The following is a 23801-nucleotide window of genomic DNA, read 5'->3' as shown; positions in this document are numbered from 1 at the left end:
TTATATTGCTATGTAGTTGCGGATTAAACACGCAACAAAATGTTACTATTCTCTCCTAGAACAAGCAAAGCAGTAACATTTACTTAACAATATTTGAAAGTTATGTTCAAATGGTCTGCTACTTTGAAAATGCCTGACTATGGGTTTTAGCCGAGCGGCATATAAATAAAAAACATCTACATCCAAAATAATAAAAACAGGCATATTACATAGGAAATTAATAAATGTCGTTGTTTATACATAACCCTGTAACGGGTTTTGTGTCACTGCTTGAGCACCCTAAAAATAGCGGTTTCCCAGTGACAAGTTCGCAACTTATTGAGTTAATCGAACAGTCTCCGTTTGCTGATTTTGCTATAGTCAGTGCAAATATTGGTAAGTTATTCTCACCGAGCAAAAACTATCAGGATGATTCTTTAATTGTTGCTCGTGCACTCGATGCGTCGATATTCATTCAAGTTGATGAAAAAAATATGGTCGCTGAAGCCACATTAACCACGGCTAAAGGTGGGGCCTTAATGTCGATTGACAAGGCTCGCGAAGCACTCGTTAATGCTGGCGTATTACATGGCATTAGCACTCGTGCACTGGACAATTTTTTAGGTCAGCAATTTGACAAGCCTGCGGGTGTTTCCTATAGAGCGATTGTTGCTCATGGTCGTAGACCAAAAGAAGGCAGCGACGCTAAATTTGTACGTTTGTGCGCTACAGCACAAGATCGTGTATTGAGTCCACAAGCAAAAGAAGGTGGTAAGGTCGATATGCGCAATTTAGGCGCGATCATCACTGTAAAACCGGGCACTCCTCTAATGCAGCGTGTTGCTGCAACTCCTGGGGAAGATGGTTATACGGTATTTGGTGATGTGCTGCCCGCCATACCAGGTAAAGATCTACCATTGCAACCATTTGAAGGCACTAAACTCGATCCAACTAATCCCAATGTACTGATTGCAGATTGTAAAGGTGTGCCTGTCGCCCTCCCTCGTGGTATGCGCGTTGATGACGTGTTGTGTTTTGATAATGTTGATATTGGCACCGGTCATGTTGATTTTGACGGCAGCGTAATTATCAGTGGCGATATAAAAGATGGTATGCACGTGCGTGCCAGTGGTGATATCACGGTATTGGGATTTGTTGAATCAGGCCAGATCGAAAGTGCCAGTGCGGTCACAATTATGCTCGGTGCAATTGGTCGTAAGCGTGAAAATGACGAAGCGTTTACTTGCAAAATTAAAGCCGCTCGGACTATTTCAATTGGCTATGCCCAGTATTGCCATATTCATAGCGAACACGATCTCTTTATTGAACGACAAGCATTACATTGTGACTTGAGTGCTCGGCGGTTGATCCGCGTTGGTAAAGCAAATAATCCGCGCGGTAAAATTATTGGCGGCAATATTTTAGATGCCATGCGAATTGAAACCGGAGAGCTAGGTGCCCCATCGGGCACAAAAACCCGAGTTTTCATCGCGCAGTATTGGCATGACTTGAGACAAAAACAATTGCAAATTGCCGATTTTGAAAAACTGTTAGCCACTAAATCCGCAGCATTAAAGCAAGCACGTAAAAAAGCAGTTAAAATTCCAGCACCAGCAAAACGACAATTATTTTTAGACAAAATTAGTGCCAGCGAGCAACAAATTAATATTCGTATTGCCAACACCAAACGTAAAAAACATCTAGTAAAACAAAAAATAGCACAGCTTTTAGCTACTAGCCGTTTAAAAATTAATGAGTTAATGCATCCCGGTGTGGAGCTAAAAATCGCAAAAGATTCAAAACACTTTTCGCGTATTTATCCGCCCCACTTAGTTAAAATGAGCGAAGGTAAAATTACTCAGTCGTTTTAACGGCTGAGTCTTCGTTATGACCAGCTTGCTCTGCATCTTCTGGCAGTTCTTCAGCTAAAGGCCAGCCACCCAGCTGTTGCCAACGATTAACTATCAAACAATATAGCTCTGCCGTACGTTCGGTGTCATATAATGCTGAATGAGCCTGTTTGTTGTCAAATTCAATGCCAGCTGCACGACATGCTTTAGCAAGTACCGTTTGACCAAGTGCCAAACCCGCTAATGAGGTTGTGTCAAAACTAACAAACGGATGAAATGGCGTACGCTTAATATTATTACGTTCTATTGCTGCATTTAAAAAACCATGGTCGAACGCCGCATTATGAGCCACTATGACTGAACGTTGACAACCCGCAGCTTTTTGAGCTTTACGTACCACTTTACAAATTTCTTTGATCGCTTCCTCTTCAGATACTGCACCACGTAATGGCGAGAAAGGATCAATACCATTAAAATCAATAGCGGCTTGTTCAATGTTTGCGCCTTCAAATGGCTCAACATGAAAATGCACAGTATGATCAATACTGAGTAGGCCTTCATCATCCATTTTTAATACTGACACCGCAATTTCTAACAGTGCATCGGTTACTTTATTAAAGCCTGCAGTTTCAACATCAATAACCACCGGGAAAAAGCCACGAAAGCGTTTTGCGAAAAGAGTTTGTTCAGTATTTGCCATAGTATTCTTGGTTTGCCAGAGTAAGCTGGCTATTATGTCAAAAATCATAGTGGCTAGGCTAGCGCTTTACAGATTAAATTAACACTTACATTTAGGCATATAACTTGCTTTACTTAACTAGAACTAGAGCTAGCTAACGACACCTTGATGGCTGTTAGCCTCTGTAAATGCAGCTTTTGCCAAGATATTGGCGTAATAAATTGTTGGAGATCCCGTAATGAAGCTTTCAATGCTGTTTATCAGTCTAAGCATTGCAACTGCATGCCTTTCAGATACGGCCAGCGCTGCAATGCGCCAGTACACAGCCACGGCAGATAACTCACAATGGGAAGTTGTAAAAACAACTCGCTTACAATGCCAATTAAATCATGAAGTTCCATATTATGGCGAAGCTATTTTCAGCGCTACCGCGAGCAAAAATAAAGACCTGCTATTTAACTTGGATATGGTTGTCCGTCCTGACAATTACAGTATTGCTGGTTTAAAAGCAGTCCCGCCAATCTGGCGAGCAGGTTTACCAGCACGTGATATTGCTGACATGAAATTACTACGAAAATTTGACGGCGAACTGGGTAACAAAACGGCATGGGAAATGTTGACCGAGCTTGAAAAAGGCTACCAACCTACTTTTTATTACCAAGACTGGCAAAATAGTGCCGATAAAATTGCCGTTGGCTTATCGAACATTAATTTTAAACAAGCCTATTGGGCATTTTTACAATGCCGCGATGAATTACTGCCATACAGCTTTGAAGATATTTCCTTCACGATTATGAATTATCAACCAAATACCAGTAAACTTACTAAATCATCAAAACAACGTTTAGATAAAATTGCTGAGTATTTAAAGTACGATACGACGATTGCGGCTATTTCGATTGACTCATACACAGATAGCTACGGTGGTCGTTGGAACAACTTAGAGCTGTCTAAAAAACGAGCTCAAGCGATCAAAGAATATATGGTGAGCCTAGGAATTGATGAAACTAAAGTTGAAACGCAAGGCTTTGGTGAAAAACGTCACGTAGCGACTAACGATAATATTTTGGGCCGCGATAAAAACCGCCGCTTAGTGATACAAATTGAGAAAATGTAGCTAAAAGAAGTAATGCCTTTTAGCTACATGACGACTGTTGTTAAGGGTTAAGCTTTTTAAACGTGGCTCTTTTTTTCAACCAACCATCACCAAACTGAAACACCGCTAAGCTCAGTAATATGATGGCAGCGCCAATAAGTAATTGTTGATCAATTGCTTCATTATTTAACCAGCCCCCTAAGCCAATCGCAAAGCTTGGTGTGATCAAGGTGGTTAGCGCCACGGTACTAGCTGGTAATTTTTGTAACACATGAAAATAAGCAAGCGAACCAACCAATGAGCCAAACACGCCCAAATACACAATTGACCACAGTGATTTTACTGTCCACGTACTCGTATTGAGCTCACCATCGAACAACCACCAAGTAATAAAAAATAAGGGCGTAACAAATACTAATGCACCAAATGTGGTCGCCATTGGATGAATAGCAATTTTTATTCGCTTGATCATCACCCCACTTAAACTAAAAAAGCACACAGCCATAAATACGTAAGCTAAACCCTGCATTTGCATCAATGAGCCTTGCATGTGTTTTTCACTTACCAAAAATAACCCCAATAGCGCAAATGCTAACGCAATTAGTTTAACAACGCTGAATTTTGGCTCGTTGAGTAATCGCTGTGCTAATAAACCAGATAAAATTGGTGCCAGACCAAACATTAATGATATCAGCCCTGATGGAACTGTTTTAGCTGCCATATAACTCAACAGCATGCCACCATATATGCCGATACTCGAATAACCATACAAAAAACACGCACGACGGTGCCAAGGGACACGAATATTAGCAATCGCCACAACTAATGCAGCCAGCACTAATCCTATCGACATCCGTAACAATACCGCGAGCGTTGGTGTAACAGACTCACTGCTCCAAACAATTCCCAAAGGCGTTGTTGACCAAATTAAGACCATTAAAAAATATGATGCTTTAACGCTCACAAGCGGATCCTTTTAGCAAAGTGGCGATAACAAAGAGGAAGGAGATACAGCACTAACCGCTTTGAAATCGCGGTTAGTAAAAAACAACTTAACCGCAGCGCAGCAATGGGCGCACAACTGATAGATTCAGCCATGGGCGCATGGTTAGGGCTCGGTTAACTTGTTGCATGTAAATAGTATTCTTAATAATAAATTGAATTTATAGAAATAGCAGAACTGGTTAATAAGTCAACTGCTAGAGTGGTTTTTATACCAAAAACTGACTTCACAATGATGGCTTGTAAATCATAAGTTACATTTAATTTCTTTGATTTGTAACAAAACTATTTAAGTTTGTGCCAACTAGTTATATCTTGCCTGCCTCTCACGATGTTTTAGGGGCAAAAAGTGCTTAAAAATAAAACAATAGGCAGCATGTTAATTGTTGCAGGTACCACTATCGGCGCAGGGATGTTGGCGCTACCAATCGCTTCTGCGGGACTTGGCTTTACAACCGCATTAGCATTAATTATTTCAATATGGGCGTTAATGACTTATACCGCATTATTAATGCTCGAATTACATCAACATGCTGATCGCGATGCCACGCTAAATACGTTAGCAAAATCATGGTTAGGTAAACGCGGCCAATATCTGGCTAATTTTTCGGTGATGTTTTTATTCTATGCGCTTTGCTCAGCTTACATTGCAGGTGGTGGTGCGCAACTACAAGAAAAAATAAATAACGGCTTTAGCCTCGATATTGCTCCGCAAGTAGGTTCAATCATTCTAGCGATTGTAATAGGCACAGTTGTTACCTTAGGCACCAGTAAGGTCGATAAGCTAAACCGAGTGTTATTTAGCATCAAAATTGTGGTACTGGCGAGCTTATTTTATATGTTAACCCCGTATGTTCATGGCCAACATTTACTCGAAATGCCCATTGAACAAGGCCTTATTTTATCAGCTATTCCTGTGGTATTTACCTCTTTTGGTTTTCATGGTTCGATCCCATCGATCGTTAAATATGTTGGTTTAGATATTAAAACCTTACGCCGTGTCATGATTGCCGGAGCAGCTTTACCGCTGGTTATTTACATTTTTTGGCAGTTGATCAGCCAAGGTATGATGAGTCAAGCTGAATTACTAAAAAGCTCTGGCTTACCAGGCTTTGTGGCAAGTATTGCCAGTATCGCTAATAACGCAGCTGTTGCCACTGCAGTTAACCTATTTGCAGACTTAGCACTGGCAACCTCATTTTTAGGGGTGAGCCTAGGATTATTTGATTTCTTTGCTGATGCCTTTAAAAAAGGAGATGGTAATAAAGATCGGATAAAAACAGCCCTCATTACTTTTATCCCGCCATTAGGATTTGCATTGTTTTACCCACAAGGTTTTATTATGGCGCTTGGCTATGCAGCTATCGCTTTAGTCGTACTAGCAGTGTTTTTACCCGTAGCAATGGTTTATAAGCAGCGTAGCAGCGATAAAGGCGGCTATACAGTGCGTGGTGGTAATTTTGGTCTGGCAGTAGCGGCGCTTTGCGGCGTGCTTATTATCAGCGCCCAAGGGCTGCAGATGGCAGGTTTAATCCCCGCGATAGGTTAATGCAAAAAGGCACCTAAATGGTGCCTTTTGGTATTTTAACTAACTTGAGTTAGATTAAACATGTGTTTAACTCAATCATCAAGCTTTGCAAATAGCTTTGGCAAATCTTGCTCTGCTATAGGCGGGCTATAATAATAGCCTTGCACTATAAAGCAGTTATTGTTTTGTAAAAACTCCACTTGTTCTATGGTCTCAACGCCTTCGGCTACCACATTCAATTTTAACTTTTGTGCCATCGCTATAATTGCCGCAGTGATCTCCATGTCATTTGGATCATCCGGTATATCTTTAACAAACGAGCGGTCAACTTTTAAAATATCAACTGGGAAACGTTTTAAGTAGCTCAATGACGAATAACCCGTGCCAAAGTCGTCTATCGATATTGACACGCCAAGCGCTTTTAGCTGATGTAATTGCGTAATTGCCGCTTCCACATTACCCATTAGCATACTTTCGGTTAATTCCAGATGTAACCGCTTAGCCGACACCTTGGTTTTCTTAATAATCGATGCCAATAATGGCACTAACTTAGCATCTTTAAACTGACGAGCAGAGAGATTAATCGAAATATTATTTTCTCGCCCTTGCGCTGCTAATCTTGCTGCAAACTCACACGCTTCTTGTAGCACCCAAGCACCTAACTCAACTATTAAACCTGTTGCTTCAGCTATTGGGATAAACTTGGTAGGTGGGATCATCCCTTCAGTTGGGTGGAACCAGCGGATCAAGGCTTCATAACCGACCACATGCTGAGTGCGACTATCAACTTGTGGTTGATAGAAAATCACAAATTGCCGTGCTTTGATTGCTAAACGCAGTTCGTTTTCAATAAACAGTCGCTCATTTGCTGCAGCATCTAATTCTTGGCTATAAAAGTGATAAGTATTACGCCCTTTTGCTTTAGCCTCATACATAGCTAAATCAGCGTGTTTTAATAACTGGTCTTCTTCTTTGCTATCATATGGTGCCATAGTAATGCCAATACTAGCACTAATAATGACCTCGTTATTGCCAAGCATTATTGGCACATTCAATGTTTTTTGAATCGTGTTAGCAACATCCATTGCATGCTCTTGACGCTCAATTCCACTGAGTAAAACTGCAAACTCATCGCCACCTAAACGGGCAATTGTATCTTCCGCTCGCAGTCGTTTTTTCAAACGGTTAGCAACCTCAACGAGTAGCTGATCGCCTGCATCATGACCAAGTGTATCGTTAATACGCTTAAACTCATCTAAATCAAAATAGAATAAAGCAAACGCATAATGGCCACGCTCTGCAAGCGCCATTGACTTACGTAATTGCATTCTAAAGAAGGTACGGTTAGCCAGCCCTGTTAAGGTGTCGAAATAAGCCAATTGCTCCATTTTCCGCTGGCTTTCTTTAACAAACGAAATATCCTGTGCTGAGGCAACATAACTGGTGATGCTGCCACCGTCTTCGCGAATTGGTGAGATACTGAGCGACACCCAGATTGGCTTTTTATCTAGACCTTGGATCAAAGTATCGCCACGCCAATAATTTCGGCTGCGTAAATCAATATCAATGTCATCAACCAAAATAGCCATTTCTTTGGCGATAATACTTAATAGCGGTGACTGCATAAAGTGATTTTCTTCAAATCCGGTCATTTCTAACATTTTTGGATTGACGTATTCAATCACGAAGTTTTGATCGGTGATGACCACTGCAGTGCCAGAAAAAGCAACCGCTTTAGATAATCGATTTGCGGCTTTTTCGGCAATCTCTTTTTCTGTAATACGCTGATTCAGACCATCAATAAGCTTACGAATTTCAATAGCCATATCGCGAAAAGAGCCATTTAAAGTACCAATTTCGTCTTTATTTTCTTTTGGAAATTCAATTTGTAAGTGCCCTTTGCCAAAGCTGGTTACCGCATGTACTAATGAATGAATACGACGTAACACCAGTTGGTAAAGTGCTTGATGTAATAACAGTGCGACTAAAATGGCATATAAAATAAACAACCCAAAAAACTTCACTTTTAGCTCTTCAAGTGCTGAAAGTGCTGATGAACGTTTTTTGTAAATTCCTATATACCAGTCTAAATTATCAACTTTACGAATATTAATGATGTGCGTTTCACCATCTTGTACAAAAGAGTCTGCGTATTCTGGTAAATGCATTTTGATAGTTTGATTGATCAGCTCTTGTAGATCGCCATTAACAAAATCATGAGTGCGTAGTGGTTTGCCTGCTTTACCGTAGGTTTCGTAAAGATTTTTATTCAGATCAGGATGAGCAAGTAATTGCCCTTGGCTATCAAAAACAAATAAGTGCTGCTCCTTGTCACCGATCGGTAATTGCGAAATAAGCGTATCGAGTGCTAAATCGCTGCCAGTAACACCTAAAAATTCATTTTCAAGATAAACTGGCACCAGTAAACTCACCACCCATTTATGCCAAATTTTATCGTAGTAAACTTTAGACCACACAGCCGAGCGGGTTGGGTTAAGCGCTTCTTTTGCGTAATTAAAACTTTGATTATCAATAAACTGATGAGAGCCTGCAACATTCAGAGCCCAATTAGGTGGCGCAATACGGATAAAATTATCTTTGGTGATTAAATAAAAGTTAAAGAAATCTTGGATCAAGGTAGGCGCTACAATTTTCCATAGCGATTCAGAATCATTAATGAGTTTTTTATAAAAAGGTGAGTACTTATCTTGTGGCATAAAAGCCGCAGATAAACCATCATCAGAGGCACTGCGAATACTGCCATCGGGGTCAAAGCTGAGCTGCGCACTTTGGCTACTGAGCAATTGCGAGGAATTATAAAATAATTGGCTAGAGACGACATTATTCGCTTGCTCCGCAATATTAATTTTGGTTTTCACCAGAGTATTAAACTGACGGATCAGACGTTCGCTGGAATGCTTGAGAACTTCATGTTCTTCAAATACCAATTGTTTTTCTTCTGATTTTAGCATTAACACCGCTGCACAGATCCCAGCAATTAAACAAATTGCCGAAATTAACAGCGAAAGCTTCATACTCAACGAATTTACACCAAAGCGTGATGGTGGGCGTCTATACACCACAGGACAACCTTATTTTTAATAATTATTTTTATTTAAATTCACCTAAATAAATATACCAGATCCCTATTTAGATTTATAAATTTTTCGTTGAAATTACTGAAAAAATCCCATATCAAAAATAAACTATCCTTTGGCGGCGATAAAACCCGCTAGAGTGTTGACTTTATAGCCCACTCTCCATACATTAAGAGTATGAATATAATATTTTCGCAATTACATTTTTCGTTTTTTAGCTTCTTTAGATAGAAGAGGCTTACCTGTTTGCGAGATTAAATCAACCGAATAGCAAAGCCTCCCAATTGGGAGGCTTTTTTGTTTTTATTACCCAAAAGGTAATTTTTTGGAATGAGGAACCCAAAAATGACTAATGATGTACTTAATTCACTTAGACACGATATCAATGAAATTGATTCTGACCTATTAGTGCTATTAGCAAAACGTCGCCGTATTAGCCACGGCGTTGTAGAATATAAGATTGCTAATAATAAACCGATACGTGATGAGGCCCGAGAACTTGCCTTGTTAGAAAAACTCATCGGTTATGGTAAGTCTCTTGGTTTGGACGCTTATTATGTGAATAACGTTTTCCAAACAATTTTAGAAGATTCAGTACTTAATCAACAAGCCATGTTACAGAAGAACTTAAACCCAGATGCTATGAGTGAAACACACCGTGTTGCTTATTTAGGTGGTCAAGGTTCTTACAGCCAACTTGCTTGTCATAAATATTTTAGCCGTCGCCCAGGTAAACTTGTTGAAATGGGCTGCTCTAGCTTTGAACAGATCACTGGTAAAGTTGAAAATGGTCAAGCAGATTTTGGCTTATTACCCATTGAAAACACCAGCTCTGGCAGTATTAACGAAGTGTTTGATTTACTGCAACACGCACAAGTCTCCATCGTTGGTGAAGTAACCCACAGTGTTGAACATTGTTTATTGGTCACACCGGGTACTGAGCTTAGTCAGATCAGTAAGATTTTTGCTCACCCGCAACCATTCGCTCAATGTAGTCGCTTTTTACAAGGCTTAGGAGATATTCAACATGAAACATGCGATTCAACCTCAAGCGCTCTACAATTAGCATTAGATACCCCTAATAGCGCAGCAATTGGTTCAGCTCAAGCGGGTAAGAATGTGGGTTTAGAAGTGATTAAATCAGGCCTTGCGAATCAACGTGAAAATCATAGCCGTTTTATTGTAGTTGCCCGTAAGCCTCTTTATGTATCAAAACAGATCCCGACTAAAACCAGTTTAATTATGGCAACTAAACAACAAGCAGGTTCTTTGGCTGATGCGTTGATGATTTTCAAAGAACATAATATCAACTTAGTAAAACTAGAATCACGCCCTGTGCCGGGTAACCCATGGGAAGAAGTATTCTATGTGGATTTAGAAGCAAACCTGGTTGATAACCATGTTAAGCAAGCACTTGAAGAACTTAAAGAACACACCCAATATGTACGCGTACTGGGCTGTTACCAAAGTGAATCGCTGCAAGCTGTTAGTATAGAAAGTTAAGCGCTAAGTAAAATATAAAAAAGGGCTAAAATTAGCCCTTTTTTATTATCTGTTTTTCACACAGCGGTTATCAATCAAGTACTTTCGCATCATTAGCTTTGTTTAACAGGCTGCGACTTTGCGTTAAAAAATGCGCAGTAGCATCTGAAAAATACGCTTTAGCATCCGCAAATGAATCAATTAAAGCGGCCTTATCACCGGCTTTTAATTTTGCCAAGGTACTTGCAAACGTATCTTGATATTGTGCAAGTAAAGGCTCTACGTTATCAAATTGCGCTAGCATAATGTCTGAATAAAGCTCTGGTGATTGTGCGAATAAGCGCCCTACCATCATCAACTCTAATTGGTAAATCGGTGACGAACAACTGCGGAGCTCCTCGAGAGTATGACCTTGTTTTGCTAGAAACTGACCGTATACAAAAGTGGTTAAATGGCGCATAACCTGAATAATTTGCATGGCTTCATCGTGCTTTTGCGCATCGAGTTCAACAAGTTGACAGCCCCACACTTGCAGTTGCGATAATAAACCTTGGGCAATCTCATGGTTACGGCCTTCGCAAACCACCACTGTTTGCTTTACCCAATGAGAAATATCAGGACCAAACATTGGATGTAAACCTACTACAGGACCGCTATGCACTGCTTTTAATACTTTTAACGGTGCTTGCTTAACTGAAGTAATATCAACTAATAAACAATCATCATCGAGCTTAGGTAAGGCAGTAACCACTGTTTCTAAGGCATTAATTGGCACACTGATCATCACCAGTTTTGCACCCGCTAATGTTTCTTGCGCGTTACTTTGCTGTTCTTTGTCGAGTATTCTAACTTCATACCCTGAGCGGATAAATTGCTGAGCAAACAATTGCCCCATAGCGCCTTGACCACCAACAATCACAATAGGTGATAACTGTGGCGCGCTACATGCTAATTTAGCCTGTTGATTTTGGTAAGCTTCGCGCATCATACGGCGTAGGATATCTTCCACCAATTCAGGATTAACACCTTGGTTAATCGCTTCTTGGCGACGAGCAGCTAATAAAGTAGCTTCACGATCAGGCGCATGCAGTGGCGCACCCGTTTGTTGTTTGATTGCGCCGATCTGCTCGGTAATACTATTACGTCTAGCCAGCAGTGCAACCAACTGGGCATCACATTCATCGATCCCCTCTCTTAACTTATCTAACTCTTTTATATCCGCCACGCGACTACCACCTTAGAAACTGCAATTTCGTACATTTAAATTTACATAAAAGTAAACTAATCAATACGATAAATACTAACAGGATCGCTTAGTTGTTAAAAGGCTAAATAAGCAAAAGAATGAGGGTTTAAGCGTTAAGCCATAAGTTATAAGTTGGCCGAGTTGTATTTGATTTATGAGTAATTCTTGGATGGGTATTTTTTTGCTGAACTTCTCTGCGCTCTAATCAAGTTATGGTGATCACTTTAACGTTGAGCGATCTTAATCTTTTAACTTTATCCTTTAACCTCACTAGCCTTCTAATTCGATAACTTTACTCTACCTAACTTACTATCTCTAAAAACCAAAACGGGTTGCAGCCCGAAGGTTGCAACCCGTTTTTTTGCGTTGATAAACAGCGCGTATTAGTTAAGTTTTTCTCTAATACGTGCAGATTTACCAGAACGCTCACGTAGATAGTAAAGTTTCGCACGGCGAACTGCACCGCGACGCTTAACTGCTACGCTATCGATAAGAGGGCTGTGCGTTTGGAATACACGCTCAACACCTTCACCGTTCGAAATTTTACGAACTGTGAATGCTGAGTGAAGACCACGGTTACGCTTAGCGATTACAACACCTTCAAAGGCCTGTAGACGCTCTTTAGCACCTTCTTTTACTTTTACCTGTACAACCACTGTATCACCAGGGCCAAATGCAGGTACGTCTGTTTTAAGCTGCTCATCTTCAAGCGCTTTAATAATATTTTGGTTTACTTTTGCCATTATGTTTCTCACTTTCCTAGGTGTAACTGTCTTCTAGCCACAAGCTTTTTGGTACTCTTGCTGAAATTTCGCGAGTAATACCGCTTGCTCCTCAGTCAGAGCTAGGTTATGCAACAAGTCAGGACGGCGTAACCAAGTTCTGCCTAATGACTGCATCAGCCGCCATTTTGCTATCTCTTGGTGGTTTCCGCTGAGTAATACAGCAGGAACCTGTTTGTCGTCCAATGTTTCTGGCCGTGTATAGTGAGGACAATCTAGCAAGCCATCCGAAAATGAGTCTTGCTCTGCTGACTGGTTGTGTCCTAATACACCCGGCACTAATCGCGCTACTGCGTCAATTAATGTCATGGCTGGTAGTTCACCACCACTCAAAATAAAATCACCAATCGACCATTCTTCGTCAACGTATGATTCTATTATTCTCTCGTCTATACCTTCATAGCGACCGGCAATTAAAATCAGTTTTTTAGAGCTGGCGAGTTCGCTTGCCCCTTGCTGATCTAATTTGCGCCCTTGCGGGGACATATAAATTACTTTTGCACCATCTCCTGCCGCCTGTTTGGCGTCAAGAATGGCTTGTTTCAGTGGTTCAACCATCATTAACATACCTGGACCGCCCCCGTAAGGACGATCATCCACGGTTCTATGCTTATCAATAGCATAATCTCGTGGGTTCCAGCAGTTAAAGTCGATCAGACCATTTTTTACTGCTCGACCAGTTACACCTTGAGTTGTAATGGCATCAAACATGTCCGGGAAAAGGCTGATAACCCCTACCCACAACGAACTCGTTTGACTCATTAAAAGCCAGGATCCCAGTCTACTGTAATTTCTTTTGCATCGTGCTTAATCTCTTTAATAACTGAATCAGTTAAAAACGGAATTAAACGCTCTGCTTGGCCAAATGCATCTTTATTGTTTGCTTTCACAACCAATACGTCATTTGAGCCTGTCTCCATCAGGTCATCAACTATGCCTAAGTCATAACCTTTATCGGTTACAACAGACATGCCAATGAGATCTCGCCAATAGAACTCACCTTGCGGGAGCTCTGGTAATTGCGCTGCATCCATTGAGATTTCTGCATGGGTATAAGCCATTGCTTCGTCTCGATCGTTTACTTGCGCAAATTTAGCGATAAAGCCTTTGTTGTGGCGACGCCAGTCGACCACTTCTAAGGTCTGCCATTTACCTTGCTGCCCTATCAACCACGGGCTGAAATCGAAGATCCCTATGGGATCATCAGTAAATGAATGTACCTTAAGCCAGCCCTTTATACCATATGGGGCACCGAGCTTTCCTACGACAATGATTGATGAGGTGTTCTCTTGACTCATGGTTACACTTACGCCTATTAAGCCGCTTTACGAGCGTCTTTAACTAACTTATTTACGCGATCTGAAAGAGATGCGCCCTGACCTACCCAGTGTTCTACACGAGATAAATCTAAACGTACTTTTTCTTCTTGACCACTAGCAATTGGGTTAAAAAAGCCTACTTTCTCGATGAAGCGACCGTCACGCGAGAAACGGCTATCCGCAACCACAATTTGATAGAAAGGGCGTTTTTTAGCGCCACCACGTTGCAAACGAATAGTTACCATACCGTCCTCTAAATAGATTGACTGTTTTCATTAATAAGATTTACTCCCCAGTATGGGGAGCTGGGGAATTGTACGAGTTTTTAGCAACAATGCAAGTAAGAAGTGACTCGAAATGACTGTTAAGTTGATTAAACTATGATCTACGCGTTAAATCAGGCTATATAGAACTTTCAACGCATAATTTATCTACAAAAAAAGAGGCTATTTGCCTCTCTTTTTAGTTAACTGACTCGCTACATCAGCATGGCGTCAGTTAAAACATTAAAATTTAGGGCCACCGCCACCCATCATTCCTGGTGGTAACATGCCTTTCATGCCGCGCATCATTTTCATCATGCCGCCTTTACCTTTCATTTTTTTCATCATTTTTTGCATCTGCGTAAACTGTTTTAGCAGCTTATTGATCTCTTGTACTTGCGTACCAGAGCCTGCTGCAATACGCTTTTTACGAGAGCCTTTAATGATCTCTGGACGCGCACGCTCTTTTTTCGTCATTGAGCTGATGATCGCTTCCATCTGAATAAAGGTTTTATCACCCATCTGACCTTTCACTGCATCAGGCAGGTTTTGCATACCAGGTAATTTATCAAGCATTGACATCATGCCGCCCATGCTTTTCATTTGCTTTAATTGATCAGCAAAATCATCAAGAGTAAAGCCATCACCTTTAAAAACTTTTTCAGCAACTTTTGCAGCTTGCTCTTTATCGACTTTCATTTCGACTTCTTCGATCAATGAAAGTACATCCCCCATACCAAGTATACGCGATGCGATACGATCTGGATGGAAAGGCTCAAGCGCATCAGTGCGCTCACCAACACCCATAAACTTAATAGGCTTGCCGGTAATATGGCGGATTGATAGTGCAGCACCACCGCGCGCATCACCATCGGTCTTGGTTAGTATCACACCGGTCAGAGGTAATGCTTCATCAAACGCTTTGGCAGTATTGGCAGCATCTTGACCCGTCATGGCATCAACCACAAACAAGGTTTCGATTGGGTTAATAGCATGATGAAGATTTTTAATCTCGTCCATCATGTCATTATCAACATGCAAACGACCTGCGGTATCAACTAATACAACATCGATAAATTTCTTTTTCGCATGAGAAATAGCTGCCTTCGCAATATCAACCGGCTGTTGTGAAATGTCACTTGGGAAAAACTCAACACCTACTTCATCGGCCAGTGTTTCCAACTGTTTAATAGCCGCAGGACGATAAACGTCGGCACTGACTACTAATACTGATTTCTTTTTACGTTCTTTTAAGAATTTGGCAAGCTTAGCAACACTGGTCGTTTTACCCGCACCTTGCAGACCCGCCATCATTACAACGGCTGGCGGTTGTGCGTTTAGGCTCAACTCTTCGTTTGCTTCACCCATGGCTTTTTCAAGCTCTTCGCGAACGATTTTAATGAACACTTGCCCAGGACTTAGGCTCTTAGTTACTTCAATACCTACCGCGCGCTCTTTAACTTGTTTAACAAACTCACGAACAACGGGTAAAGCGACGTCGGCTTCTAAAAAAGCCATACGCACTTCGCGTAGTGTATCTTTTATATTGTCTTCAGTAAGGCGTCCACGGCCGCTGATATTCTTTAAGGTTTTACCTAATCGTTCTTGGAGGTTCTCAAACATGTAAAGGTTCCGATCAAACGTGATATACCAATTTCCCAACCAACGTTATTGCCGCAAGTTTAGCACTTACTATTAATAGCGCTGATTTCATATAATCAGTATTATTAAAATTTTAATTAAAAACAGTATACCGTAAATGGTGGCGCACAATACAGTGTTCAAGTGAGCTGTTTGAGTTTCTTTTTACAAACTCTATGCATTTGCCTCACTATAAAATACAATGCCATTACTCTAACAAGGAATATTTGACTCAAATTGAGTGGCCCAAGCACTATGCTGATTATTAGTTTAACTATTATTGCCAGTTTATTTTATATCTTCGCGACGTCTCACGTGCTGTCTCGGTTATTTCACCAACAAGGTCCGAGCCAAAAGCTGACGGTTATCCTCAGCACGGTGGCAATTTTAGCCCACATGTTATTACTGGTGAATTCAGTGTTTCGCGCCGATGGCCAAGATTTAAGTATTGTTAATGTATCACTGTTAACCTGCTGGGTGATTGTGGTCTCTGTCACTACGGTGTCGTTAAAATTCCCTGCCACATTATTACTGCCTGTTGTCTATGGCTTTGCTGCTTTGCTAACAATTGCCAGCTTATTTATCCCGCATCATATTTTATTGCAAAGTATTGATGTTGAAATAGGTTTAGTCACTCATATTTCGCTTTCCCTGCTTGCATACTGTGTGTTAATTATTGCCACTTTATATGGCGTACAGTTTTACTTTATTGATAAACGCTTAAAACGAAAAGACTTAGCGATTGTGCATAGCCATTTACCGCCATTAATGGTGGTTGAACGCCAACTCTATCACTTATTAACGCTAGGCACGGTTTTGTTAACCTTAGCGTTATTATCTGGTTTTATTTTTCTTGATGGCATGTTTGCTAGTGAATTTATTCATAAAACTGTTTTATCATTAATTGCTTGGGCTATGTTTGCAACGGTGACAATTGGTCACTTAAAGCAAGGCTGGCGTGGGAAACCGGTCGTACTAGCTATCATGGCTGCTGCTTTTGTTTTAACGCTGGCTTATTTTGGCAGTCGTTTTGTGCAAGAGGTGATCCTGAATAAGTTTTAACTTGACTCAGGCAGCTCACTCCCGCTTAATACGCATTGGTTAAATAAAAAAGGATCCTTCTTTGGACGACATCTCTACAAGTGTTTTGTTTATAATACTTGGAATACTCATACTTTGTTCTGCATATTTTTCTGGTTCTGAAACGGGCATTATGTCAATTAACAGAATCCGCTTACGCCACCTTGCTAAAGAAAATCACCGCGCAGCAAAGCGTGTCAACAAACTTTTGAGCCGTCCTGATAGACTTATTGGCCTTATCCTTATCGGTAATAACTTGGTGAATATTGCTGCCGCGCAGGTTGCAACCATTATCGGTATTCGTTTATATGGTGATTTAGGTATCGCTATTGCCACTGGCGCACTAACTTTAGTCGTGCTTATATTTGCAGAAGTAACGCCTAAAACGCTAGCTGCGCTTTACCCTGAAAAAGTTGCCTTTCCTAGTTCGGTGATACTCAAAGGGTTACTAAAAATTCTCTTTCCATTTGTCGTCGTCGTTAACTGGATGACCAATGGTATATTACGCCTATTTGGTATTAGTGCTGCACAAATAGATGAGCACAGCATGAGTAAAGAAGAATTAAAAACGGTGCTGAATGAATCGGGTGCGCTGATCCCCGCGCGTCACCAAAGTATGTTGACCTCCATTTTAGATTTAGAGCAAGTCACTGTCGAAGATATTATGATCCCGCGCAACGAAATTGTTGCCATTGATATCAATGATGACTGGAAACTAATTAGTAAACAGCTTACCCATGCACAACACACGCGAGTACTTTTATATCGCGACCAAATTGATGATGCGGTAGGCTTTATTCACTCACGGGATGCACTGCGGTTATTAACAAAAGAGCAATTTGATAAACCATCATTGCTTCGCGCAGTTCGTGAGATTTATTTTATTCCTGAAGGTACGTCGCTCAATACTCAGCTATTTAAATTTCAGCAATCAAAAGAGCGTATCGGTTTAGTAGTTGATGAATATGGTGATATTCAAGGATTAGTTACCCTCGAAGATATTCTTGAAGAAGTGGTCGGTGACTTTACCACTACGCAAACACGTACTCCAAGTGAAGAAGTTGTGTCACAAGATGATGGCTCATTTTTAGTTGATGGCGGTGCTAACGTACGCGATCTAAACAAAGAAATGGATTGGGAGTTCCCTCTTGATGGCCCGAAAACATTAAGTGGCTTAATTGTCGAATACTTAGAAGACATTCCTGATGCCAACTTGAGTTTGCGTATTGCAGGCTATCCGATTGAAGTTGTTGAAGTAAAAGAGAACATGATCAAACTGGTGCGCATTCAAGCGAACAAGCGCAAAATATAAGCAATATCTGTAGAGTAACCTATGGTTACTCTACTCCCTCAGCTCATCCCCGCAACAAATTTTTTGTTCATTATTCTCTATAAAGTGTTAATTATTAGGCTATTATATTTGTAACTTTATAGATGTGGAAAATGCAATGGAAGATATCTCTATCGAGACCCTGTACACCAAAGCGATTGAAATGCTAATGACCTATGGCCCTCGATTTTTATTGGCAATCTTTGTTTTAATTGTTGGTTGGTGGTTTGTTGGCCGTATTGCCAGTATGGCTGAAAAATCAATGGCAAAGGTAAAATTTGAAGCCGGATTAAGTCATTTTTTGGTCTCCTTCTTATCGGTTATTTTAAAGTTGCTATTACTGATCTCAGTCGCATCAATGATTGGTATAGAAACAACCTCGTTCATTGCTATGCTCGGTGCTGCAGGCTTAGCGGTCGGTATGGCATTACAAGGCAGCCTAGCGAATTTCGCCGGTGGTGTGCTGATCTTATTTTTTAAACCATTTAAAATTGGTGATGTCATTGAAGCCCAAGGCTATATGGGTAAAGTGGTTGAAATTCAAATATTTGTTACCGTACTACTCACTTATGATAATGAAAAAATTATTATCCCAAATGGTGCACTTTCTAATGGCTGTGTAAAAAACAAGTTTGCAGAACCAACTCGCCGCGTCGATATTGAGTTTGGTATTAGCTACAGTGATGATGTGCTTAAAGCGCGAGAAGTACTAATGGGCGTGTTAAATAGCTACGAGTTAGTACTCAAAGATGAAGCAAAACAACCGGTTGTGCATGTAAGTCAGCATGGCGATAGCCATATCGGCATGTTGGTCTGGGCATGGGTTGATTCTGAAAATTACTGGCCAGTGTATTTTGGTTTATACGAACGCGTTAAAATTGCCTTCGATAAAGAAAATATTACCATTCCATTCCCACAGCGCGATGTACATATTCATCAATTCCCAGGGAAATAAACTAATACTAAAAAGCCCGCTGTGCGGGCTTTTTAAAATCTTGAATCTTGTCAGATCAGCTAAATAACCTTTCTAACCACCCTTTATCTAAATCGTCTTCACAACGTTTAAGCTGAGCCGCATAGCGACTTGCACGATTTTTTACTTTATTAGCCACTGCCATTAACCACTTTTTATTTTTATAGGTGCCGCGTTTATAACCGCCCCAGCCTTCGTGGTAATTTAGGTATTGCGCGTAGGCATCCCATTTCGAGATGCCATTAACTTTATGAGTCTTATAAACAAACCAGCCCATAAAGTCGATAGCGTCATCAAAATCATCGCGATCTGCGCCGCTATTACCCGTTTCACGAATATAATCAGACCAGGTGGGAGTTTTTGCTTGTGAGTAGCCGTAAGCTGAACTTGCTCGCCCTGTGGGAATAACCCACAAAAAGTATTCCATTGGCGGTGCAGCATCGTGTTTAAAGGAGCTTTCTTGATACATCATGCTCATTAGTACATGTTTAGGTGAGCCCCATTTTTCTTGGGCATCTTTTGCGTCATAGTACCAATCGCTTTTTTCTTCAAAAATTTTACATATATCATTAGGTTGCTTTGGAGGGGCTGTTGCGCAACCAGTTAACAGAGCCCCCAGCGATAAAATAATTAAACTATTTTTCATTTTTTTTTATGCTCGCTGAACTTTTTATAAAAGTATAAGTCTTATTTTATGAATGCGCAGTTTAGCATTGTTTATCCCTGAAGAATCTTTACGCAGCCAACTTGGGCTGCGTTTTTTTGCCTGCTTATTTAGCTACAAACTTACTTAGTGGCAAAATAATCATCTAAAAATGCATTAAATGTTTGATTATCAGCGGCTTTCAACTCGCGTTCAGCAATAACTGACTGTTCTGCTTGTTGTTTTAAATAGCTGTCTGAATACACTTTATATGGCGTATCTTGATGTTGTTGCTGGTAACTTTTTGCCAACGATAAGGCAAAATAACCATTATCAATACCAGACCCTTTCAGTTGACTAACGTAGCGCCCTGAGTATGTTAATTCAGGATCTGCTATCCATTGGCTTAATCGAGTAATCGTTTCGCTGTAATAGCTAACGCCGTAAGCATTATCCATATAGGCTGCAACTTGTTGTAACTGTACGAAGATCTCTGCTCCCCACGTTGCTAGACTGCGTAAACTACCAGAGCGATTTAGCATCACTTCTAAAGCGCGACCTTGGCTTACAACCGTATCTAAATTTTCGGTGCTCCGCTGTTGCGAATCCCAATCCATTGTTGGAGAATCTTTCAATAAGCAATAAGTTAGAAAAACATCTAGGAAATGAATTTGCTCAATATCAATTCCCGTTGCTGCAAATGGATTTACATCTAGAGCCCGGATTTCAATATACTCAATACCGCCACGTAACAGTGCGTCAGTCGGTGTTTCACCACTTTTAGCATTGCGCTTAGGACGAATTGGCGAATAAAATTCGTTTTCAATCTGCAATACATTTTTATTCAATTGTTTAGGCTGGGCATCTTTATAATCAGCAAGCTGACCATAAATATCTGACGGTGAATGAATCGCACTTTTTAATCCTGCTACATATTCATCTAGTGAGTTATACAGTACTTTTAGTGATGACTGAGCACTGTTGGTATAACCCAAATTACCTAAGCGCAAAGCTGTACCCACTTCAAGATAAAGCGTACCTTTACCTAGCTTTTTAAAAGGAAGATCCGTACTGCGCCCTTGTAAAAATGAATTACACAGCGCTGGCGATGCACCAAATAAATAACTGATCAACCATAGTTCTCGTTTGAAGTTACGGATCAGTCCTAAATAACCAGCCGAAATAAACTCTTGTAATGAGCCAGTATCGCCTTTAATCGTTTTTAAACTCTGCCAAAATGACTCTGGAAACGATATATTAAAGTGCACACCGGCAATCGCTTGCATCATGCTGCCATAACGATTTTTAAGACCTTCGCGGTACAAGGTTTTCATGCGTCCAATATTAGAATCACCAAATTGAGCTAATACAATGTCATCTTGATGTTCTATAAAACACGGCATACTGATAGGCCATAATAATTCATCGCCCATCTGTGATAGGGTAAACTTTTGTAAGTCTTGCAGCTGATTTAACGTTTCTTCAGCAGATTCACTAACGGGTGTTATAAACTCTAGTAAAGACTCAGAAAAATCAGTTGTGATATGCCCGTTAGTTAACGCACAACCAACCCCTTTTGGATGACCTTGCTGTGAAATTACACCGTTTGGCTTGATCCGCAACGCTTCTCTTTCAATACCGCGTTGAATGCCTTTAATTGCGTATTTATGCTGTTCTGGGGCTAGCGCTGCTAACGCTTTAGTTAAATCATGTGTAGTCAAAAATGCTTCCTCGAGCCACGTGGCCTAATCATAAGTCAATGGGGGCAAATTGATAATACTCAAGGTTTAATAGTGGCATAACTCTAATTTCCACTATTTTCCAAGAAGGTCACCGTATGTTTGTAAAGCAAACTTGCTGCGGGCAGCCAAGCTATAATAGCCAAATATTTACTAATCTTGCCATTGTAAGAGCTAATATACAATTGCTTTAATGACACCACAGTAATGCAAGATACTGACTAATTAAATGTTTGCTTATTATGTGCAACTCATTGCTGACATTTACTCATTGCTCGTACTAGAGCAATGATATCTATTTATATATTAAGCTATTACCCGCGCACTTTTTGCAAGTTTCTTTGTTTTAGATCATTAAAAAGCTATTTAATAGCTATTTTACTCCTGTGATCACTGAACCTGCTATCATTACATTTGTATGAACTTTATAATCATCACTAATAATAAAGCATGTTTAAGGACTACCTATGCGTCGGGGTCAGCAGTTAATAAACGAAGAAGTCACCTTTTCAGATCACCAGGAGCTCGTCTCCACTACAGATATACGTGGAGTGATAACCTATGCAAATAAAGAATTTTGCAACATTGCCGGCTTCACCCTTGAAGAACTGATTGGCAAAAATCATAATATTGTTCGCCACCCAGATATGCCTAAAGCAGCATTTAAAGAAATGTGGGGAAAACTCAAACAAGGTCATTCATGGCGCGGCATGGTAAAGAATCGCTGCAAGGATGGCCGCTATTATTGGGTTGATGCATTTGTTACTCCTATTTTTGAACATGGTCAACTCGTTGGCTATCAATCAGTACGAACAAAACCGAGCGAACAACTAAAACGACGCGCACAAAGCCTATACACTAAAATAAATGCCGGTAAATCGTTGTCCTCTTGGCGTGAATGGGTAGGTGTTCGCCAAAGTGCAGCCCTACTGATTGGCTTACTTGGTTTAGTACTATTAGCAGCTTTTGTATCTATTGCTGTTGCATTGATAACCGCGTTATTTAGTTTACTAATTATGCTATTAAATTATGATGAATTAGTTTTCACACCAACAGCACTGAAACAGCTAAAGGCAGTAAATGATTCTGTATCCCGCTATGTCTATGTCGGCCATCATCCATTTAGTATTAGTGAATATAACCAGCAAATGCTTAATGCTAAATTACGTACCGTATTAGGACGAGTAAAAGATACGACTGTCACGTTTACCGGTATTGCGGCTAATCTAGACCAACAATCAGCATTAACTGAAAAAGGCATTGCCGCACAAGGACAACGCCTTGGCCAAATGGCCACCGCAATGTCACAAATGAGCGCAACCATAGGTGAAATATCGGGCAACACTCATCATACCGCTGAAAAAGTAAATATTACTTACCAAAGCTGCACTGATATAAAACTGCACATTGCAGACAATAGTGCCATGGTGTCTGACCTTGCTTTACAAGTTGAACAAGCGGCAAGTACTGCTAATTCCCTTGCAACCGAGGCGGATAAAATAGGTCAAGTAATGACTGAAATCGAAGGCATTGCAGAGCAAACCAATTTACTGGCATTAAATGCTGCAATTGAAGCCGCGCGTGCTGGTGAACATGGCCGAGGCTTTGCAGTAGTTGCCGATGAAGTGCGTGCATTATCTTCTCGTACTCAACGTGCTACTGCACAAATTCATAGCTCTATTAAAGAAATTCAAGATACCCTGTTTAGCTGGTCTACGGTCATGAAAAACACCAAGGCGCAAGCCGATGAATGTGTAAATACCACCGGACATACTCAAGTTGAACTAGATAGCATTTTCGCGCAAATAAGTGAAATATCACAACTAGCGACACAAATATCTGCTGCCGCCGAGCAACAACAAACTGTCAGCCTCGATATTAGCGACAACATTACACAAATAAAAGGTTACAGTGACGAGAACTTAACGTTGAGCTTTAATGTCGCTAAAGGTGCTGCACAGCTTGTCGAAGGCTCACGTAAAGTTAACGATATTTTACTGACTTTTAAGGTTTAATTAAGCGCGGCTAAATGATAGGGGTTTATCTTTAATAGTTACTTTATAACTTTTTA

General features: G+C 40.6%; 19 protein-coding genes. 8 read left to right on the top strand and 11 right to left on the bottom strand.

The annotated features are described in order from the left end of the window. Positions 1–224 precede the first annotated feature (224 nt). Positions 225–1850 (top strand): DUF342 domain-containing protein, encoded by a 1626-nt coding sequence (locus tag H5201_RS05410; RefSeq protein ID WP_182783879.1) that lies wholly within the window; start codon positions 225–227, stop codon positions 1848–1850. Here H5201_RS05410 and rnt read toward each other — a convergent pair. Then, entirely contained in the window at positions 1834–2529 is a 696-nt protein-coding gene (gene rnt, locus H5201_RS05405; RefSeq protein ID WP_182783877.1) for a ribonuclease T, read from the bottom strand. The two genes, H5201_RS05410 and rnt, sit on opposite strands and share 17 nt — an antisense overlap. Before the next feature lie 217 nt (positions 2530–2746). Between rnt and H5201_RS05400 the strand changes: the two genes are divergently transcribed. Next, positions 2747–3625, top strand: coding sequence for an OmpA family protein (locus H5201_RS05400; RefSeq protein WP_145237165.1), 879 nt, complete (start codon positions 2747–2749; stop codon positions 3623–3625). Positions 3626–3665: 40 nt separating this feature from the next. Here the strand turns inward: H5201_RS05400 and H5201_RS05395 are convergent, their stop codons facing one another. Then, complete coding sequence (locus H5201_RS05395; protein WP_145237168.1) at positions 3666–4568, bottom strand: DMT family transporter; 903 nt, start codon at positions 4566–4568, stop codon at positions 3666–3668. 387 nt (positions 4569–4955) lie between these two features. Here H5201_RS05395 and H5201_RS05390 point away from each other — a divergent pair, with 387 nt between their 5' ends. Further along, positions 4956–6155: an aromatic amino acid transport family protein gene (locus H5201_RS05390; RefSeq protein ID WP_145237171.1), complete on the top strand. Its 1200-nt coding sequence runs from the start codon at positions 4956–4958 to the stop codon at positions 6153–6155. Between the two features lie 71 nt (positions 6156–6226). On the opposite strand, the gene H5201_RS05385 is transcribed toward H5201_RS05390, so the two are convergent. Continuing rightward, the gene (locus tag H5201_RS05385; protein ID WP_182717095.1) at positions 6227–9217 is read right to left on the bottom strand and encodes an EAL domain-containing protein; all 2991 of its coding nucleotides are present in this window, start codon (positions 9215–9217) and stop codon (positions 6227–6229) included. Between the two features lie 360 nt (positions 9218–9577). Here H5201_RS05385 and H5201_RS05380 point away from each other — a divergent pair, with 360 nt between their 5' ends. Then, positions 9578–10735: a chorismate mutase gene (locus H5201_RS05380; protein ID WP_149980790.1), complete on the top strand. Its 1158-nt coding sequence runs from the start codon at positions 9578–9580 to the stop codon at positions 10733–10735. A gap of 70 nt (positions 10736–10805) precedes the next feature. Here H5201_RS05380 and tyrA read toward each other — a convergent pair whose 3' ends face one another. The 6 genes from tyrA to ffh all read right to left on the bottom strand — a co-directional run bounded on the left by tyrA (position 10806) and on the right by ffh (position 15947). After that, positions 10806–11939: a bifunctional chorismate mutase/prephenate dehydrogenase gene (gene tyrA / locus H5201_RS05375; protein ID WP_182717094.1), complete on the bottom strand. Its 1134-nt coding sequence runs from the start codon at positions 11937–11939 to the stop codon at positions 10806–10808. A 404-nt stretch (positions 11940–12343) separates the two neighbouring features. After that, positions 12344–12703, bottom strand: coding sequence for a 50S ribosomal protein L19 (gene rplS / locus H5201_RS05370; RefSeq protein WP_002962189.1), 360 nt, complete (start codon positions 12701–12703; stop codon positions 12344–12346). Positions 12704–12736: 33 nt separating this feature from the next. Further along, positions 12737–13504, bottom strand: coding sequence for a tRNA (guanosine(37)-N1)-methyltransferase TrmD (gene trmD / locus H5201_RS05365; protein WP_145237185.1), 768 nt, complete (start codon positions 13502–13504; stop codon positions 12737–12739). After that, on the bottom strand, positions 13504–14040 hold the full coding sequence (gene rimM, locus H5201_RS05360) for a ribosome maturation factor RimM (RefSeq protein WP_149980792.1): 537 nt from the start codon (positions 14038–14040) through the stop codon (positions 13504–13506). Before rimM ends, trmD begins: the two co-directional genes overlap by 1 nt. A gap of 17 nt (positions 14041–14057) precedes the next feature. Beyond that, the gene (gene rpsP, locus H5201_RS05355; RefSeq protein ID WP_145237191.1) at positions 14058–14306 is read right to left on the bottom strand and encodes a 30S ribosomal protein S16; all 249 of its coding nucleotides are present in this window, start codon (positions 14304–14306) and stop codon (positions 14058–14060) included. A gap of 261 nt (positions 14307–14567) precedes the next feature. Continuing rightward, entirely contained in the window at positions 14568–15947 is a 1380-nt protein-coding gene (gene ffh, locus H5201_RS05350; protein WP_145237194.1) for a signal recognition particle protein, read from the bottom strand. Positions 15948–16220: 273 nt separating this feature from the next. On the opposite strand from ffh, the gene H5201_RS05345 reads away from it, so the two are divergent. The 3 genes from H5201_RS05345 (at position 16221) to H5201_RS05335 (ending at position 19330) form a co-directional block, all read left to right on the top strand. Then, the gene (locus H5201_RS05345) at positions 16221–17027 is read left to right on the top strand and encodes an inner membrane protein YpjD (RefSeq protein WP_145237197.1); all 807 of its coding nucleotides are present in this window, start codon (positions 16221–16223) and stop codon (positions 17025–17027) included. 61 nt (positions 17028–17088) lie between these two features. Then, a complete protein-coding gene (locus H5201_RS05340) occupies positions 17089–18357 on the top strand; it encodes an HlyC/CorC family transporter (protein WP_145237200.1) in 1269 nt (422 codons plus the stop codon). Between the two features lie 136 nt (positions 18358–18493). Then, positions 18494–19330, top strand: a complete 837-nt coding sequence (locus H5201_RS05335; protein WP_145237203.1) for a mechanosensitive ion channel family protein — start codon at positions 18494–18496, stop codon at positions 19328–19330. A 55-nt stretch (positions 19331–19385) separates the two neighbouring features. On the opposite strand, the gene H5201_RS05330 is transcribed toward H5201_RS05335, so the two are convergent. Together H5201_RS05330 and gshA are read right to left on the bottom strand one after the other, a co-directional pair. Beyond that, positions 19386–19994: a hypothetical protein gene (locus H5201_RS05330; protein WP_145237206.1), complete on the bottom strand. Its 609-nt coding sequence runs from the start codon at positions 19992–19994 to the stop codon at positions 19386–19388. 140 nt (positions 19995–20134) lie between these two features. Further along, entirely contained in the window at positions 20135–21712 is a 1578-nt protein-coding gene (gshA, locus tag H5201_RS05325; RefSeq protein WP_182740351.1) for a glutamate--cysteine ligase, read from the bottom strand. 485 nt (positions 21713–22197) lie between these two features. Between gshA and H5201_RS05320 the strand changes: the two genes are divergently transcribed. Continuing rightward, complete coding sequence (locus tag H5201_RS05320; RefSeq protein ID WP_182717092.1) at positions 22198–23745, top strand: PAS domain-containing methyl-accepting chemotaxis protein; 1548 nt, start codon at positions 22198–22200, stop codon at positions 23743–23745. Positions 23746–23801: the final 56 nt, after the last annotated feature.

The organism is Pseudoalteromonas sp. SG43-6, from assembly GCF_014164365.1.
In the GTDB taxonomy this organism is placed as follows: Bacteria; Pseudomonadota; Gammaproteobacteria; order Enterobacterales; family Alteromonadaceae; genus Pseudoalteromonas; species Pseudoalteromonas rhizosphaerae.
Note: the sequence above shows the minus strand (reverse complement) of the source record. Positions and strands in the feature narration are given on the sequence as shown.

Bases quoted from the DNA above. Each gene is read 5' to 3' on its own strand.
- H5201_RS05410 (WP_182783879.1), top strand. From the start codon at position 225: ATGTCGTTGTTTATACATAACCCTGTAACGGGTTTTGTGTCACTGCTT.
- rnt (WP_182783877.1), bottom strand. From the start codon at position 2,529: ATGGCAAATACTGAACAAACTCTTTTCGCAAAACGCTTTCGTGGCTTT.
- H5201_RS05400 (WP_145237165.1), top strand. From the start codon at position 2,747: ATGAAGCTTTCAATGCTGTTTATCAGTCTAAGCATTGCAACTGCATGC.
- H5201_RS05380 (WP_149980790.1), top strand. From the start codon at position 9,578: ATGACTAATGATGTACTTAATTCACTTAGACACGATATCAATGAAATT.
- rplS (WP_002962189.1), bottom strand. From the start codon at position 12,703: ATGGCAAAAGTAAACCAAAATATTATTAAAGCGCTTGAAGATGAGCAG.
- trmD (WP_145237185.1), bottom strand. From the start codon at position 13,504: ATGAGTCAAACGAGTTCGTTGTGGGTAGGGGTTATCAGCCTTTTCCCG.
- rimM (WP_149980792.1), bottom strand. From the start codon at position 14,040: ATGAGTCAAGAGAACACCTCATCAATCATTGTCGTAGGAAAGCTCGGT.
- rpsP (WP_145237191.1), bottom strand. From the start codon at position 14,306: ATGGTAACTATTCGTTTGCAACGTGGTGGCGCTAAAAAACGCCCTTTC.
- ffh (WP_145237194.1), bottom strand. From the start codon at position 15,947: ATGTTTGAGAACCTCCAAGAACGATTAGGTAAAACCTTAAAGAATATC.
- H5201_RS05345 (WP_145237197.1), top strand. From the start codon at position 16,221: ATGCTGATTATTAGTTTAACTATTATTGCCAGTTTATTTTATATCTTC.
- H5201_RS05335 (WP_145237203.1), top strand. From the start codon at position 18,494: ATGGAAGATATCTCTATCGAGACCCTGTACACCAAAGCGATTGAAATG.
- H5201_RS05330 (WP_145237206.1), bottom strand. From the start codon at position 19,994: ATGAAAAATAGTTTAATTATTTTATCGCTGGGGGCTCTGTTAACTGGT.
- H5201_RS05320 (WP_182717092.1), top strand. From the start codon at position 22,198: ATGCGTCGGGGTCAGCAGTTAATAAACGAAGAAGTCACCTTTTCAGAT.